The sequence below is a fragment of the Pseudopedobacter sp. genome, from assembly GCF_040392825.1.
Lineage (GTDB): Bacteria > Bacteroidota > Bacteroidia > Sphingobacteriales > Sphingobacteriaceae > Pseudopedobacter.
Genome location: NZ_JBEBVH010000064.1, coordinates 1 through 17,082 on the forward strand (window position 1 = coordinate 1; position 17,082 = coordinate 17,082).

The 17,082-nt window shown below is 36.9% G+C and carries 13 protein-coding genes; 2 read left to right on the forward strand and 11 right to left on the reverse strand.

The features are described 5' to 3' along the window. Positions 1-96: 96 nt before the first annotated feature. The 11 genes from ABWO41_RS06525 to ABWO41_RS06575 all read right to left on the reverse strand — a co-directional run bounded on the left by ABWO41_RS06525 (position 97) and on the right by ABWO41_RS06575 (position 15,354). A complete protein-coding gene (locus tag ABWO41_RS06525) occupies positions 97-1,668 on the reverse strand; it encodes an MFS transporter (RefSeq protein WP_353135263.1) in 1,572 nt (523 codons plus the stop codon). A gap of 23 nt (positions 1,669-1,691) precedes the next feature. Next, positions 1,692-2,348, reverse strand: coding sequence for a beta/alpha barrel domain-containing protein (locus ABWO41_RS06530; protein WP_353135266.1), 657 nt, complete (start codon positions 2,346-2,348; stop codon positions 1,692-1,694). Beyond that, positions 2,338-3,360 (reverse strand): sugar kinase, encoded by a 1,023-nt coding sequence (locus ABWO41_RS06535; protein ID WP_353135269.1) that lies wholly within the window; start codon positions 3,358-3,360, stop codon positions 2,338-2,340. The genes ABWO41_RS06530 and ABWO41_RS06535 overlap by 11 nt, the downstream gene beginning before the upstream one ends. Continuing rightward, the gene (uxaC, locus tag ABWO41_RS06540) at positions 3,360-4,766 is read right to left on the reverse strand and encodes a glucuronate isomerase (protein WP_353135272.1); all 1,407 of its coding nucleotides are present in this window, start codon (positions 4,764-4,766) and stop codon (positions 3,360-3,362) included. The genes ABWO41_RS06535 and uxaC overlap by 1 nt, the downstream gene beginning before the upstream one ends. 165 nt (positions 4,767-4,931) lie before the next feature. After that, positions 4,932-6,587 carry a UxaA family hydrolase gene (locus ABWO41_RS06545; RefSeq protein ID WP_353135275.1) on the reverse strand — a complete coding sequence of 552 codons (1,656 nt, stop codon included), beginning with the start codon at positions 6,585-6,587 and terminating at the stop codon, positions 4,932-4,934. A gap of 4 nt (positions 6,588-6,591) precedes the next feature. After that, positions 6,592-8,097 carry a tagaturonate reductase gene (locus ABWO41_RS06550; protein ID WP_353135278.1) on the reverse strand — a complete coding sequence of 502 codons (1,506 nt, stop codon included), beginning with the start codon at positions 8,095-8,097 and terminating at the stop codon, positions 6,592-6,594. 20 nt (positions 8,098-8,117) lie between these two features. Further along, on the reverse strand, positions 8,118-10,058 hold the full coding sequence (locus tag ABWO41_RS06555) for a glycoside hydrolase family 88/105 protein (RefSeq protein ID WP_353135281.1): 1,941 nt from the start codon (positions 10,056-10,058) through the stop codon (positions 8,118-8,120). Further along, positions 10,058-11,767, reverse strand: a complete 1,710-nt coding sequence (locus tag ABWO41_RS06560) for a glycoside hydrolase family 28 protein (RefSeq protein ID WP_353135284.1) — start codon at positions 11,765-11,767, stop codon at positions 10,058-10,060. Before ABWO41_RS06560 ends, ABWO41_RS06555 begins: the two co-directional genes overlap by 1 nt. Positions 11,768-11,978: 211 nt before the next feature. Next, entirely contained in the window at positions 11,979-13,256 is a 1,278-nt protein-coding gene (locus tag ABWO41_RS06565) for a PP2C family protein-serine/threonine phosphatase (RefSeq protein WP_353135287.1), read from the reverse strand. Between the two features lie 12 nt (positions 13,257-13,268). Further along, on the reverse strand, positions 13,269-14,399 hold the full coding sequence (locus ABWO41_RS06570) for a glycosyltransferase family 2 protein (protein WP_353135290.1): 1,131 nt from the start codon (positions 14,397-14,399) through the stop codon (positions 13,269-13,271). Continuing rightward, positions 14,383-15,354 (reverse strand): lysylphosphatidylglycerol synthase domain-containing protein, encoded by a 972-nt coding sequence (locus ABWO41_RS06575; protein WP_353135293.1) that lies wholly within the window; start codon positions 15,352-15,354, stop codon positions 14,383-14,385. Before ABWO41_RS06575 ends, ABWO41_RS06570 begins: the two co-directional genes overlap by 17 nt. A 49-nt stretch (positions 15,355-15,403) precedes the next feature. Here ABWO41_RS06575 and ruvC point away from each other — a divergent pair, with 49 nt between their 5' ends. Together ruvC and ABWO41_RS06585 are read left to right on the forward strand one after the other, a co-directional pair. Next, positions 15,404-15,967: a crossover junction endodeoxyribonuclease RuvC gene (gene ruvC, locus ABWO41_RS06580; RefSeq protein ID WP_353135296.1), complete on the forward strand. Its 564-nt coding sequence runs from the start codon at positions 15,404-15,406 to the stop codon at positions 15,965-15,967. A 161-nt stretch (positions 15,968-16,128) separates the two neighbouring features. Beyond that, on the forward strand, positions 16,129-17,082 hold a 954-nt coding region (locus ABWO41_RS06585), incomplete at its 3' end, for a C1 family peptidase (protein ID WP_353135299.1).

Genomic DNA, 17,082 nt, shown 5'->3' on the forward strand with positions numbered 1-17,082 from the left:
CCAAAAACCATTATAAATAAAAAAGTCGGAAGAAAAATCTTCCGACCATTCGTGGGGAATTCCCCGCCCTTTCTATTGAATTATCTGAAATCAGTATTATATTTCTACCATTTTCATTTTCGGCACTAAAGCCTTCATTACTACCCATGCAATTAAATAAGCTACGGCACAAACAGAAAATACGATCATATAACCTGTATTTATCCCATTCGCAACATGTAGACCAGAACTAGATAGTCCTTTTAAAAACTCCTCTACATTTGCAGCACCGTGTTGAAGTAGAAAATCCTGTTTTGTTTCTACATTTTGTAACTGAGGATATTTCTCTAATAAAGCAACTCCATCCACTTTAGTCCAATTCCTTTGCGAGAAGTCAAAAAGTAATCCTGAACATTTATTAATGATAAAGGCCCCGATACCGCCTGCCATACCACCTATTCCAGTGACAGTAGCAATTGCAGATTTCGGAAACATATCTCCAACTGTAGAGAAAATATTAGCAGACCAGGCTTGATGCGCTGCTCCTCCGATACCGATTAAAATAACCGGAACCCAGTAAGAGATATGACCTAAAGGCTGAGCCAAAAGAACCACCAATGGGAAGAAAGCAAATATCAACATCGCCTTCATACGCCCCGCATAAGGATTCATTCCTTTGTTCTCTACAAAGTAAGTTGGTAACCAGCCTCCTATAATAGATAAGAGTGTAATTGCATATAAAACAAATATAGCTAACTGGCCTTCTACGTCTGATGATTTGATCCCATAAACAGAACTTAAATATGCTGGTGCCCAGAAAAGGAAGAACCACCATACGCCGTCCGTCATAAACTTACCGAAAGCAAATGCCCAGGTTTGCTTATGTTTAAAACAGTCTAAGAATGAAATCTTCTTCGCAGCTTTACCAGAAGTTTCTTTAACCTCTCCACCCTCACTAATGCTGTCTTGTTGAATATATGCCAGTTCCTCTTTAGAAATCTTAGGGTGAACTTCTGGTTTCTGGTACATAAACACCCAGAATCCCATCCAAATGAAACCTAAAGCACCAATAATAATGAATGACATTTCCCAGCCCCAATGCTCAGCAATAACAGGAATTGTAATTGGCGCAGCTAATGCACCAACTGTAGCACCTGCATTAAAAATACTGGTTGCTAAAGCTCTGTCTTTCTTAGGAAAGAATTCTGCAGTTGCTTTAATTGCTGCCGGAAAGTTCCCCGCTTCTCCAACAGCTAAAACAAAACGAGCAAAAATGAATAATGCCACACTCACGTTAAGTACCAGTCCGATATCATTAACCGTAGCAATTGCTTCTTTCGCGCCTTCAAAACCAACGAACCATTTTCCTGCTACAACTCCAGATGTGGCAATACCGCAAAAAGCGTGAAGTATAGCTCCAATAGACCAGATACCTATTGCCCAAAGGAAACCTTTTTTAGTGTCCATCCAATCTACAAAGCGACCGGCAAAAAGCATACTTACGGCATAAAAAATAGAGAATAATGCTGTGATATTTCCGTAATCGTTATTTGTCCAATGAAATTCCGGAGCAATAAAATCTTTCCAGGTTAGCGACAGAACCTGCCTGTCTAAATAATTGATTGTAGTTGCGAAAAACAAAAGGGCACATATCGACCACCTGTATTTCCCTACTTTGTTTGTACTCATGTCGTTTAATTTTTTAGGTTCTATTATTTTGATTGTTTGATTAAAGTTAATGCTTTAACGGCGTTTGCTTTCAATGTTGCTAAATCGCCATTATCAAGAATCTCTTTCGTAATCATCTTACTGCCCATTCCTACTGCACAAACACCCGACTTGAACCAGGTTTTTAAATTATTTTCTTCGATTTCTACGCCTCCTGTAGGAATGAATTTCTGACCTGCAAAAAGTTCTTTAATAGCTCCCATGAAACCCGGGCCCAAAATATTTGCGGGAAACAATTTAATCAATAATGCACCTAAAGTTTGTGCTTTACTAATTTCGGTAGGCGTCATACAACCCGGAACCCAAAGTAAATTATTGGAATTAGCCACGTTAGCCACTTCTTCATTTACTGTTGGGGCTACGATGTAATCTGCACCGGCATCTACGAAATCCTGAGCTTCTTTTGCAGTTTTGATTGTACCTATACCTAAATAAAACCCTTCTAAACTCTTAGTGTTCTCTTTTAAAAACTTAAAGTTTTCCAATGCAGCCGGACCTCGGTTTGTGTACTCTAAAGTTCTAACTCCTGCATCATACAAGGTTTTAATGACATCTAAACTCAAGTTTTTATCTTCATGATAGAACAAAGGCAACATTCCTTGTTCTATGATAATATCAAGTATTCCTTCTTTATTTATCATGGCTGTTTATTGTTTCAAAAATCTCTTCTTTTGTTGTTGACGTTGCGTCTGTAGGTATAAATAATTTTTTATAGGCTGCTGCAGTTGCAAATTCCAGAGTCTCCTGATTACTTAATTGGTTCGTAATGCCGAACAACAGACCTCCCATAAATGTGTCGCCGCTGCCTACTTTATTTATAATTTTATCTGCTGTATATTTTTTAGAATTATACAATTTACCTTCGGTATATAAAGTGGTAGAATAACTAATTCCGCCTTCTCCCGCTTCGAACCTGAACGTATTTGCTACTATCTTACATGATGAAAAACGATCAATTATTTCCTGCGAAGTCTTTGCCGAATGTTCATAATACTTATCCAGGGTGTCCGGTTCTATCAATTCATTGTATAAAGGCGTACCTAACATACGATGTGCTGCCCAAATATTTCCCATAATTAAATCACAGTATTCTGCTATCTCTGGTAAAATATCTACCGGATTTTTTCCGTATTTCCACAACAAAGCTCTGAAGTTTAAATCCAGTGCCACAAATATTCCTCTTTCTTTACAAGCCTTTACAGCTTCAAGGCAAACGTTTGCAGCACTTAACGAAACAGCTGGACATATAGCGCTAAACTGAAAATGAGTTACGCCTTCCAGTACTTTGTCCCAATTAATATCTCCAGGTTTTAGAAAATAAAATGAAGAATATGCCCTATCGTAAATTACCCCGGAACTTTTTAAGTCTTTTCCTTCATGAAGATAATAGGTTCCTATTCTTTCACCTTGTAAGGCAACTTTAGAGGTGTCTATTTTTAGATAATTTACATAATCTAAAATCTGATGTGTTAGAGAATGAACAGGAAGGGCCGTCAAATAATAAACGTCTGTGCCCCACTTTGCCAGAGCCGTAGCTACGTTCAACTCGGCTCCACCAACAAAAACAGAAACCTTATTGGTTTTTAACCAGTTGGCTTCTGCATCCGGAGAGATTCTTAAAAGAAGCTCTCCAAATGTCAATACTTTCGCCATTATAAATTAAAATAGTTTTTTGCATTGTTATAGCAAATGTCCTGAACTATCTTACCAATCCACTTCTCATCATCAGGAATTTGTCCATTGTCCATTTCGCTTCCTAACAGATTACACAAGATTCTTCTGAAATATTCATGTCTGGAATAAGACAAGAAGCTTCTTGAGTCTGTCAGCATTCCAACAAATGTACTTAAAACCCCCATATTTGAAAGAGAATTTAATTGTTTTTCCATTCCATCTTTCTGATCCAGGAACCACCAGCCCGATCCAAATTGCATTTTCCCTCTGGTTTTTCCATCCTGAAAATTACCTATCATGGTTGCAAAAACATCGTTATCAGCCGGATTCAGGTTATAGATAATGGTCTTAGCCAATTGGTCTTCTAAACTTAAATTACCTAAGAAATTAGAAAGACTTTGAGCCTGTGGATAATCTGCAATAGAATCGTATCCTGTATCCGGACCTAATCTTCTCATTTGTCCGTGATTATTATTTCTAATCGCCCCCAGATGAAATTGCTGTACCCAATCTTTTTCGTGATAAATTTTACTAACTTCTGTTAAAACGTAACCTGCAAATGCATCTACGTCCGAGAAGGTACTTGCATCTCCTGCAAGGAATTTTTTGAATTCTTCTTTTTGCTCTGCAGTCAGAGAAATTTTAGACGGAACAGTATTCAATCCGTGATCTGATATTGAAGCACCATGTTCTGCAAAGAATTCAATTCTGTTTCTTAAAGCTGCAACCAGCGAATCAACATCTTTAATATCTACACCAGATGCCTGAGATAATTTTACTATATATGCTCTGTAATTACCTGCATCTCCAATAATTAAAGATTTATCTGGTCTGAAAGAAGGCTTTACTTTTATTGAAAAGTCACTATTCAATAAAGTTTTGTGGTATTCTAAAGAATCTGTAGGATCATCAGTTGTTCCAACCATTACCACATTAAAACCTTTTAACAACCCTTGTGTAGAGAAGTTATCCTGTGCTAAAAGTTCATTACATTGGTGATAAATTTCTTCTGCCGAATCTTCATTTAAGAACTTATTGATTCCAAATGGATTCTTCAGCTCCATATGTGTCCAGTGGAACAATGGATTTCTGATTACCGCAGGAACAATTTTAGCCCATGCTTTGAATTTTTCCAGATCGCTTGCATCACCCGTAATGTATTTCTCATCTACTCCCATGGCTCTCATGGCCCTCCATTTATAATGATCGCCTTTTAACCATATTTCTGTGATTGTTTTAAACTTTTTGTTTTCTGCAATCTCGTTAGGAGGGAGATGGTTATGATAATCTACAATAGGCATATCTTTAGCATAGTCATGATACAATGCTTTTGCCTGTTTTGAATACAATAAAAAATCTTCTGGAATAACCGAACCTTCTTTCATCTGTTAAATTTTTAATTGAAGAAGCTATCGTCCTCAGTCCCGCTTAGCTTATATGAAGTTGTAAATTGGGAAAAATACCCGATTATGTTCACATAAGTTACCGTTTTTTTTCACGTAACCGATTACGATAGCTTCTGTTATAAATACTATTAAATTAAATACTGGCTATAAACTAACGCCTCGTTTCCAAGGGATAAAGTCGTCTTGCCCATGCCTTACGGCGCTTACTTCTATTTCTCCACCAGCTACCGCGATAACATAATCTAAAATTCTCGCACCCGCTTCTTCTATAGTTTCTTCTCCCTCTATAATTGTTCCCGTATTGATGTCGATGATATCGCTCATCTTATTAAAAAGTGTCGTATTGCTACTCAATTTAACAACCGGAACAATAGGATTTCCTGTTGGTGTCCCTAAACCGGTAGTAAACAATACCACATTTGCACCGGAACCAACCTCGGCCGTTGTACTTTCTACATCATTACCCGGAGTACACAATAAATTCAAACCTGGTTTGGTTACTTTTTCAGGATAGTCTAAAACTTCTACAACCGGAGAAGTTCCACCTTTTTTTGCTGCTCCGGCAGATTTAATGGCATCTGTAATTAAACCATCTTTAATATTTCCCGGAGAAGGGTTCATATCAAAACCAGAGCCCGCTTCTTCTGCTCTTCTTTCGTAAGTACGCATCAGGTTAGAAAAACGCTCTGCTTCGCTTACGGAGACACATCTGTCACTTAAGTTTTGTTCTACACCACAAAGCTCAGGGAACTCGGCTAAAATCACCGATCCACCCAATGCAATTAATAAATCTGATGTATAACCGATAGCCGGATTGGCAGAAATACCAGAGAAGCCATCTGAACCGCCACACTCCAGACCGATAGTAATTTTACTCAGTGGGGCGTCCTCTCTTTTATTTTGGTTAGCTTCAGCCAAACCCGCCATAGTTTGTTTTAAAGCTTCAGAAATCAGGTCAGCTTCTGTACCAATCTGCTGCTGCTCTAAAATATATAGGGGTTTAGAGAAGTTAGCGTCTCTCTTTGCAATTTCTTTCTGTAAAATCGAAACTTGTGCATTCTGACAACCTAAGCTTAAAACTGTCGCTCCAGCAACATTAGGATGGGTAATATAACCAGCTAAAAGCCCGCATAGGGTTTCTGCATCTTGTCTGATTCCTCCGCAGCCACCATCATGTTTCAAGAATTTTATTCCATCTACATTAGGAAAAACCCGGTTAGATTTATCGCTTTGTTTCTCGACAAAAACTTCTGCTTCTAAAATATCACTCGGTTTTGCTCCTGTACGATACATAGCGATCAGTTTATCTGCCTGAGATTGATAATCATTTTTACGACCGTATCCCAAAGGTTCTATTAAAGACTCTTTTAAAACATCCAAATTCCTGTTTTCACAAAAAACCATAGGTACCACCAGCCAATAATTGGCTGTTCCTACGCTTCCGTCTGCCCTATGATATCCTTTAAAAGTCTTTCCTGCCCATCTGGAAACATCCGGAATATTCCAGGTAGTTTTTCTTTCTGCACTGGTTTCAAAACCCAAAGCAGCATGTTTCAGATTAGCTGTAGTTAACAAGCTTCCTTTTTTAAGGTCTTCCTGCACTTTTCCAACTAAAACTCCGTACATAATAACTTCATCACCTTGTGATAAATCTTCTGTAAGGAATTTGTGTTTTGCCTTAACATCTTCGGAAAGCACATATTCTTCCCCTCCGTAGTGAATAATATCACCTTTATTTAAATCCGTTAAAGCAACCAGTACATTGTCACTCGGATTTACTTTCAAAACTCTATGTTTCATTTCCTTATGCTTTTATAAACAAACTGTTTAAAACAGTTGGAACAGTTTGTTCCAGTATATTCTGTAAATTATTATTTACTGTATTTTCAAAACCTGCAATTTGGGTCAAATCTGTACCCCACAGTTTTTCATCACTTAAAATGGCTTTAACAATTCCCTCTTTCCCGTTCTTATTCCATAAATCGATAACATAAGCTGCTTTGTCATCATTAATAGGATATTCTTTGCCTGCTGTCTTTCCAAAGTATTTGCCGTCTTTCTCGTAGCCGTTCATAAAAGCAATGTAAGCTGAAAAGCCAAATGCCATTAATTCTGGTACATTATTAAATTTCTTTGCATGGTTTAATAATAATGGAACTACACGCATACCCAGTTTAGAAGTATAATTCATGGTTATACTTAACCATTGATGTTCTATATGCGGATTTTTAAAACGGTCTATTACGTTATTTGCAAAGGTAATTGCTGTTTGCTCATCTACTTCGTACGGAATAGATTTAGCAATCTCCTGCTTCATTAAATTTTCTATATAAGCAGACATTTCCGCATTATCCATTGCTTCTTTTACGGTTGGGAAACCAGATAAAAAAGCAATACCGCAACTTAAAGTATGTGTCCCGTTCAGCAGCCTAAGTTTCAGCTCTCTGTGCAAACCAATATCTGGTGTTACCACAACACCGGGATCTGTCTGGGCAAAACTTAAAACATTCTTAACTTTCTCATTTCCTTCGATAGCCCACAGACTGTAAACCTCAGACATAATCAATAATTGATCTTTATATCCCAGTTCCTGCTCTAACTGCTGTTTTAAATCTGCATGTGGTTTTCCCGGAACTATTCTATCTACCAAAGAATTACAGAAGTGGTTTACTTCTTCTACCCAGGTAACGAAATCTTCCGGAAGCTGATTCTGGTGAGCAAGTTCTATGATAATCTCTTTTAGCTTTGTTCCATTATCCGGAATTAATTCTGTAGGAATAATAACCAGGCCTCTGTCTTTTGAACCATTGTACATCTTATAGCGATGGTACAAAACAGCTAATAGCTTTCCGGGAAAAGAAACCGGAGGCTGAGCATGCACATTATCTTCTTCTAAACGGATACCTACTTCGGTAGTATTTGAAATAACTACTTCTAAACTAGGGCTGGCGGCAAAATCCAGAATTTCTTCCCATTGCTGGCTGGCTGTAAGCACCCGACTTATAGCAGAAATCACCTGGTTTTCTTCTTTTTTTTCTCCGTTCTGAATGCCTCTTATACAAATAGTATATAAATTGTTTTGCTTATCGAAATCGTCAGTTCCGCCCTGGTCAGTAGATTTTACCACAACTACACGTCCATTAAACTTTCCGGCTAAATTTGCTTTATTAATATAGTAATTTGGCAATCCCCTAAGCAAAACGCCCGTTCCAAATTGCAGAACTTTTTCTGGCAACTCTAAAGTGCTCACAGGAGGGCAAACTACCTGAGTATTCCCTGCCTTCAACTGCTCTCTGTTTAATAACTCCATCACTTATTTCTTAACTTTTTCTATTTTTTTGACTTGATTGAACTGTGTTTCAACAACCACTCTGCCAGCTCTTCGCTAGCTTTAAAGTTGTCGAAGCTTGCCGGCAACTTCCTACCATCTATGTATTCATTATATAACCAGGGATCACCTACAGCGAAAACTGTCCCTTTTCCGTATTTGGTTGCTGCTATAACAACATCACCATTATGCTTTAAAATAGACCTTGCAGGAGATTTTATATTTAGTGTGCTGATTTCTTTCAGATAAAGCTTTTTGGATTGTTTGAAAATCTCGTTATTATCCGTTACCTGAATAGCTCCCATTTCATACTGATTTCCTGTTACCGGATTTTTAAGCTCTTCTTTAAATTCTATACCAAAAGCTCTTGGCAACTCATTAAAACGCTTCAGTTCGCAATGCTTGTAATCGTTAGCCATTAATACTAAAACGCCGCCCTTTTTAACCCAGGATTTTAAGTTATTTACCGACTTAGCATCCATATAATTTGGCTGAGCTGTCTCGGTTTCATCATCCGGATCTACAATAATATAAACGCCCGCTTTAGACAGATTTTTGGCAGTTGGTGCTTCTTTTAGTGTTTCTAATCTTGCGCCTCTTTTTACAAAATTCAAACCCCATAAAGAGAAACCATTATTATCCAGCTCATTCCATACGTAATGATAGCTCTCTGTCTGGCCCAAAGCATTTTTCCTGAATTCATTATTGAAGTAATTGTCCAGCATTACAGTTTTGCCTTTACCTACCTGTGCAATATCCCTGATTTCCATTTCATTAGCTGCCATTAAAAAAGCACCTATTCCTTTCGGATCATCCTGAACGACTTTTTCGCTCATGTAATAATCATAGCTGCCATCACGATAAGGATTTCCGCCTAAACCGGCAACACTAACGGTCCCATTCAGATGGAGACGACCATCTGCCCCTCTTTCCAGGAACTTCTTTTTAATTCCTTCGTAGCCCTTTTGAGCGACAGCTTCGTATTTCTGTGGAAGATACCCCAATCTGGCTCCTTTTGCCAAAGCGTACACAAACATACTTGAGGCCGAAGCCTCTTCATAATTTCTTTCTCTTGTGGGCATGTCCAAAACCTGATACCATAGTCCGGAATTTTTATCTTGTACCTTAGTTACGGCTTCCGCAAATCTGTTCAGGATATCAATAATTTGTTTTCTCCCGGGATGATCTTTTGGAAAATACTCCAGCACATCAATCATGGCAATGCCATACCACCCCATTGCCCTTCCCCAGAAATGCGGAGAGTTTCCGGTTTCCTTATTCGCCCATCTTTGTTCACGCGATTCGTCCCAGGCATGGTAAATCAATCCGGTTTTAGGGTCTCTGGCTTCTTTCTCGATATGCACAAACTGATTGGCTACATCATCGTAAACCTTTGTTTCATTAAACATAGAAGCCCATTCTGTGTAGAAAGGCATTCCCATATACAACCCGTCTAACCAAACCTGGTTAGGATATATTTTTTTATGCCAATAGCTACCTGCTTTTGTTCTTGGCTGCTCTTCAAGTTGCTTTCTTAATTGCGCCGCAGCTTTAAAATATTTTTGTTTTCCGGTAACTCTATACAGCAACAATAAACTTCTGCCAGTCTTTATGTTATCTATATTATAATCTGCAAACTTGTAGGTCTTTATATTGCCAGTTTCGTCTATATAAGTATCCATTGCTTTTTGCACATAGTCAAAGTATTCCTTTTTTGCTGTGCTTTGCCACACATCTCGTATACCTTCCAGAAAAACTCCCGTTTCATAAGTCCACTTTATCCTTCTGCTTTCGTTTTCTATAGGATATGTCCACTTAGACATAATTGTAGCAGCTATTTCCTCTGAAATTTTCGGCTCGTTGTTTTGTCTGGCTGCAAAAGCATTAACTGCAAGCAACACAGCAGCAGAAAGAATTCCTATATTTTTTATCAGATTTCTCATTACTTAGTTTTTAAAATGGATGATTTCGCCCCGTAATTAAACTCAACATTGGTTTTAGATACTTTTATTTCTGCATTTTTAAGTGAAATTTCTGCACTTCTATCTCCAGATACACTTAAAAGCATATTGTCCTTTTTAGCACTTTTAAAACCGTCTATGGTTACTTTTTTGCTATTCTCTATAAAAATTAAAGGATTTGTATTGGAGGTAACCAAATGAATATTTTTAATATTAATGTTACTTCCTTCTATAATTTCGATACCGGTTTTTGCATCCAGCGTTAAATTTTCAAGATAAATGTTCTGCACATTCATTTCTGGAATACCTCTTACAAACAGTCCTTTATCTGCTCCCTTACAAACTACATTTTTGATATAGAAATCTTTGAATTGAGGAGTCGCTTCGCTAACAGGTTTGAACTCTGCTTTGGGTTCTGGTCTTTGCTCACCCGCCAAAAGCACTGGATCTTTTGCTTCATAATACATATCGAAGAGGATTGCATCGCCGGGAATATCCTTCATGTAGGAGTTAGCAATGTAAACCTTTTCTACGATACCACCTCTGCCTCTTGTAGTCTTAAATCTTAAACCAATATCAGTTCCGATAAATGAATTGTTGTATACATAAAGATTTTTAGCACCACCCGACATCTCGCTCCCAATTACAAATCCGCCGTGGGCATGATAAACTACATTATTCCTAACGATTACATCCTGAGTAGGCATTCCTCTTTTTCTTCCTGCTTCATCTCTGCCAGATTTGATACAGATAGCATCATCGCCAACATCAAAAGTAGAGTTCTCTATAAGTACATTTTTGCAGGATTCTATATCTATGCCATCCCCATTCTGCGCATACCATGGATTTTTTACAAATACGTTACGAAGCACCAAATCTTCGCTCATTAACGGATGAAGACACCAGGCCGGGGAATTTTGAAAGGTAACGCCTTCTAATAAAATACGCTTAGAATTTGCAATGACTAACAGGTTTGGCCTATAAAAATCTTTCATAGGCTCATAGTCGGCTAATACCGCCCCTGGTTTAAGATTTCTGGCATTACCGGCTTTGTCTCCTTTTTTATAACTTTCGGAAGGCATCCAGCTTTGTTTATCGTCACTTAAAACACCTCCAGATGCTATCAGGGCTTTCCATTGCGATGCGGTCATTTTTCCCTTTTTCACCAATCGCCATACTTCTCCGCTGCCATCAATAATCCCTTCTCCGGTAATGGCTATATTTTCTACATTAAAGGCAGAAATAGGCGATTCATTTACTACTGCTGGTTTTCCTTCCCAATTGCCTTCAATTAATTTATATTGACTTTTGTCTTTGGTGAACAGCAGAATGGCATCTCTTTTTATATGTAGGTTTACATTACTTTTTAATTGAATTGGACCGGTTAACCAAACTCCGCCACCTAAAAATACTACTCCACCACCATTTTTACTGCATGCATCTATAGCTGCATTAATACTTTTTGTATTTAACGTAACTCCATCCGGTTTTGCTCCATATTGCTCAACATAGAATGTATCTTTTTTAAATACCGGAGTTTTAACTGTTGGGAGTTTAACGCTGAATGTCTTTTCGAATAAAATCGAATCTGCCCTTCTTTCTGACGGGTTTTGGGCGTGAAGATTCGCCGCTAAAAAACTAAGCAATGCAAACCCCACCAAACCAAAAGGTACTTTCGTTAAATTCTTCATAAATGGCCTAATTTTAACAAACCGATTAGTTTTCTCTTTCTATTCTGCTTGTTATCTGACTTGATTTAATGCTGTTTTAAAACAATTTTAGTAAATAAAAACCCAGCATTATATTTTCAGACCATATTTATTTATGCAATCGTTACCGGTAAGGTTTGCATAAAATTTTTTGTAGTTGAATTTGTGATACTTTTTCCTTCTGGCTTAGAAATCAATGAAATCTTAGGGAAAGCATAGTAATGTCATCCTTAGCTTCTTGCTCTCTATGTGTATTACGCAACAGCGTTAGCAAATCTGCGTGTATTTCTTTTAATGCTCTATCTCGGTTTCTTTCTAGAAAATCTATAAGATCTTTTTCATGAATTATCTTGTCTTCATCTCCATCATGTTCTGTTATACCATCTGTATAATTAAACACCAGAGCATCCTGAGCTATTTCTATTTCTCCTATGCATATAGAGGGTAAGTCATCGAATACACCTATCACGGTAGAGCCCTTTTCTAACATTACGGCTTTCCCTTCTTGTAAAAGTATAGGGGCGGCGTGTCCGGCATTTATATATTCTACCTTCCGTGTCTTACCATTATATCTGGCCAGGAAAACTGTAATAAAACGTTCTCCATTGGTGTTATTGCAAACCAGATAATTTAATTTCACTATAAGTTCTTTAAGCGATATATCTGTTGAAGCTAATGCTCTTAAGCTAGCCTGAAAATTGGACATCAACAAAGCTGCCGAAATACCTTTTCCAGAGACATCTGCTATACACCAAAGAAACTCGTCTGCGTTAAGTTGTATTAAATCGTAAAAATCTCCGCCAATATTTTGATGAGGAAGATATACAGCGTCAAAATCAAAAATTTTATTTACTGGCAGTTCTTTTGGAATGAACATATTCTGCACCTTACCTGCAAGCTCTAATTCTTTTTGTAGCCTTTCTGTTTGGATTCTTTCCTGAAAAAGTTTCTTGTTCTCTAGCGCAACAATAACGACATTAATTAAGGTGCGTATATAATTAATCCGATTTTTGGTAATGATTCTGTCTTTGGCCATCAGATCTCCTACAAGTACATAAGCCAGGGCCTGCTCTTGTTCTTTAGGATACACAGGAATAAAATAACGAAAGTTCTCTAAATACGGATCTGAATTTCCGATAAGATCAATAGCTTTTTTATCATGTACGAAATCGGCTATTAAAGGCGTATAATCTTCGGTAAGATAATAAGCTTTCCCAAAGCTGGAAACTCTTTTAAATTTGCCCTCGTCTTGTATGAGCAATAAAAAATGCTGTATACATAAGCTATTTTTAAGTATAAGTTCGAGCATATTAATCAAGGTGCTGCTAGAGACATTCCTGTTAATAGCCTGTGTTATTTCTAAGAGGGTATTCAGTTCCGCTTGCCTGTCCAGCAATAACTCTATTAGATCAACCTGTTCAATTTCCGACTCGGTAATATTGTTATACTTATCCAACTTATTATCAATCAATTGCAAAATAAATTATCTAACAGTTCGTCCCTTCCACTTATATTTTCCCGAATTGCCGGCAAGACCAATATAAACTATATATAATGGATGTATCAGGCTTAAAATCGGAATATATTTCAGTAACTCTATACGCTTATTAAATGAAGTTATCTTTGACAAGAAGAATACTTCTACGAGCATTTTGACAAGATACTGAAACAAAAATACTTTTAGTGCATATGCTTCAAAAAATACCGACACAAAATTAAACAAAAAAGAAACATTAAATAACCAGATAGAAACTGCAACAAATACAATTCTTTTGTCTTTGTACCTGGTACTTTTACTAGCCCAGCGCTTCCTTTGAGAAATAAACTCCTGCAGATTCTCTTTGGCTTCGGTATAGACAATCGCATCTTCAGATTTGCAAAAACCTATAGCATTTGGATATTTAAAGGTCATTTTATGCAATAGCAGTTCGTCATCTCCAGACGCCAGATTATCAATTCCCTGGAAACCACCCACCTCTAAAAAAGCCTCTCTCTGGTAGGCCAGATTTGCACCGTTACAGGTAGTAGGCATCTTATTACCAATGCCCGACGCACCTAAACCTATTAGAAATAAAAATTCCAGAGTTTGCATTTCTTCAAATTCATTTTTCTCTCTGAAATAACTTACCGGAGAGCTTATCATTTTAAAATGATTCTGCTCATAACAGTTAATTACTGTTTCCAGCCATTTGGGCCCCATGCTACAATCTGCATCTGTAGTAACGATTAGTTCTCCCGAAGAATTTTTTATAGCTTCTGCTATGGCTTTTTTCTTATAAGAATTAAGTACATCCGGCTCATTTAGCTGAATAAGCTTCACATTTTCTGACTGAAAACTTTTAACTATTTCCGCTGTTTTATCTGTAGAGTGGTCATCTACTATAATTAATTCGTAAAGACCTTTAGGATAAGATTGTCGGAGAATATCGCCAATTGTACTTGCTATATTTTGTTCTTCGTTTCTTGCCGCAATAATTATTGAAACTTTGGTTTTATAGCTTTTTTCTATCCGTTTGAATTTAGGTAAGCGAACCCAGCCCCGACTAAAAAAAAGAAGTAGTCCTACATAAAAAAGCGTAAGAAACGCACAAATAATACTAATAGTTATTCCCAAAGAATTTAAGCTTAAAAACAAAAAAAGAACCGATTATTGCCGGTATAATCAGGTTTACAAACCAGATTAACGCAGCAGCTGCCATAACAGCTATTTCCTGATTAGTGATAAAACCGAAAAAATAGGTTGCTGTCATCCCTCTAACTCCAAAATCGAGCAAATCTAAGGAAGGTAAAGCAGACTGCACAAAGAATAATATAAAAACTAATAATATACAGTGATAAACAGCTATTTCGGGAATCAGTAATTTCATAACAAGCAAGTACTGAGAGGTAAAAACTACAAATCTGAAAAAGCTGTAAAACATAATAATGCATAATTCATATTTGCTGTAAGATTCTAAAACCGCCGAAAAACGTCGGAATTTCTTTAGAAAACTTATGTTTCCTATCAGATTATCTAACCAATAGATATTGAAATAAAAGATGATAAAAAATGAACAGAAAACCAACGTCATGAAAGCGATAGCTACATAAACCCAGGCATCCATATCCTGAAAGGTGTAAATAAACCATAAAAAGGCAATGGCTCCAAAAATATTGGTTAAAACCATTTGTGCTATATGGCCAACACTCATAGCAACCACTCCTTTTATTCTCTTTTTGGCAGAAAGGAAGAATACTCTGCCACCATACTCGCCAATTCTATTCGGCGTAAATACCGCCCATGTTAAACCGCAAAAAACAGATTCTATTGATTTCCATAGACTTATTTGCTCTACTTTTTTAATAATATATTTCCATTTTACACTTTCTATAAACCAATTGAGAAGCATTAAGGTTAAAATCCCGAAAATGGAGAATCTTACTTCGCTCTTGTCCAAACCATTTACCAGATTTACAAAGTTTTTTAAATTCTGGTTATCTGTAAGTTTCTTATATATGAATACTGTTGCCAGTACCAACACTGCGATTTTTATGAGATAACTTAAAAATTTCTTTTTATTGGCGGCCAATGGGATTTGTTTTTGTACAATGTTAAGAAATTAGCTTAATATTGCGCTCATGCAAAGAGAAAAATCCAAAGAACGTATTATTTTAGGTATAGACCCGGGCACTGCTATTATGGGTTATGGCCTAATTAAAGAAACTGGAAATAAGATCTCTTTAATTAGTTTAGGTGTGATTAAATTAGATCATCTGGACGATCATCCTTTGAAACTTCAACGCATTTTTGAAAAAACCAGTTTATTAATAGAGCAATATAAACCAGATTGTATGGCTCTGGAAGCACCATTTTATGGTAAAAATGTTCAGGTAATGTTAAAACTGGGCAGAGCACAAGGAGTTGCCATGGCTGCCGGATTGGCAAAAAATCTTCCTATTGTAGAGTATTCTCCAAAAAAAGTAAAACAGGCAATTACCGGAAACGGCAATGCAGGTAAGGAGCAAGTGGCAGCGATGTTAATGCAATTGCTTTCTTTTAAAGAGACTCCAGAATTTCTTGATGCCACAGATGGTTTGGCGGTTGCAGTATGTCATTCTTTTCAGAAAGTAAGCAGCGGTAACAGCAAATCTTATTCTGGCTGGGAATCTTTTGTTAAAGCGAACCAGAACAGAATAAAGTAGAAGAGATTATATTTTTCCCCTTCGTTTAAAGGCTATTTCTAAGCTTTATGTAACAATAAGCAAACATTACTATCTGTAAATCTGATTTTGGTTATTTTTATTTCCGGATGAAGGAAGCGCTCTTCCTCTCGGTTTTTAAACTTTGATTTATATTGATAATAATGAATAAATTTCTTAGAAGTGCTTTATCGGTCTGCATTGCCATATCAACTGTTTTTGTATCCTACGCTCAGGACAACCTGATAAACTCCTTAAGCAAGAACCAAAGTGAGATAAGTAAGCAGTCTTTCACCTTTACCCCAATAATTAATCTGACAAACACCTCTATTAAAAACCAGGGTTCTTCCGGAACTTGTTGGAGCTATTCTACAAACTCTTTTCTCGAATCGGAAATGATTAAGGCAGGAAAGCCGGCTATTGATCTTTCCGAAATGTTTATTGTTCGCAATGCTTATATTGAAAAAGGGAAAAACTATGTAAGAATGCATGGTGCAGTTACTTTAGGTGACGGTGGTGCCCTTCATGATGTTATTAATATGTATGCCAAGTATGGAATAGTTCCTCAGGAAGTTTATACAGGTTTAAATTATGGGACAGATATTAACCAATTTGGAGAGATGGCTGCCATACAGGAAGGCGTTTTAAATGCCGTTATCAAAAACCCAAATAAATCACTTACTCCTAATTGGATAAAAGCCTACACTTCGCTTGTTGATTCTTATTTAGGTGAAGTCCCGGAAAAATTCACCTATAACGGAAAAAGCTATACACCGCAAACTTTTGCAAAAGAAGTTGTTGGTTTAAATCCGCAGGATTATATAGAAGTCTCTTCTTTCAAAGAACAGCCATTATATGAAAAATTTGTGTTGATGGTTCCAGACAATTGGTCTTTTGATCAGGTTTATAATGTTAAAATAAAGGAACTTACTGATATTATAGATAATGCATTAAAAAATGGATATACAGTAGCTTGGGCAACAGATGTAAGTGAAAAAGGTTTTAGCTGGAAAAACGGTGTTGCCTATATCCCAACGAAAGATTTCACCATGATGAATGAATCAGAAAAGGCCAGCATGTTTAACGGACCAAAACCAGAATTAGAAATTACGGAAGAT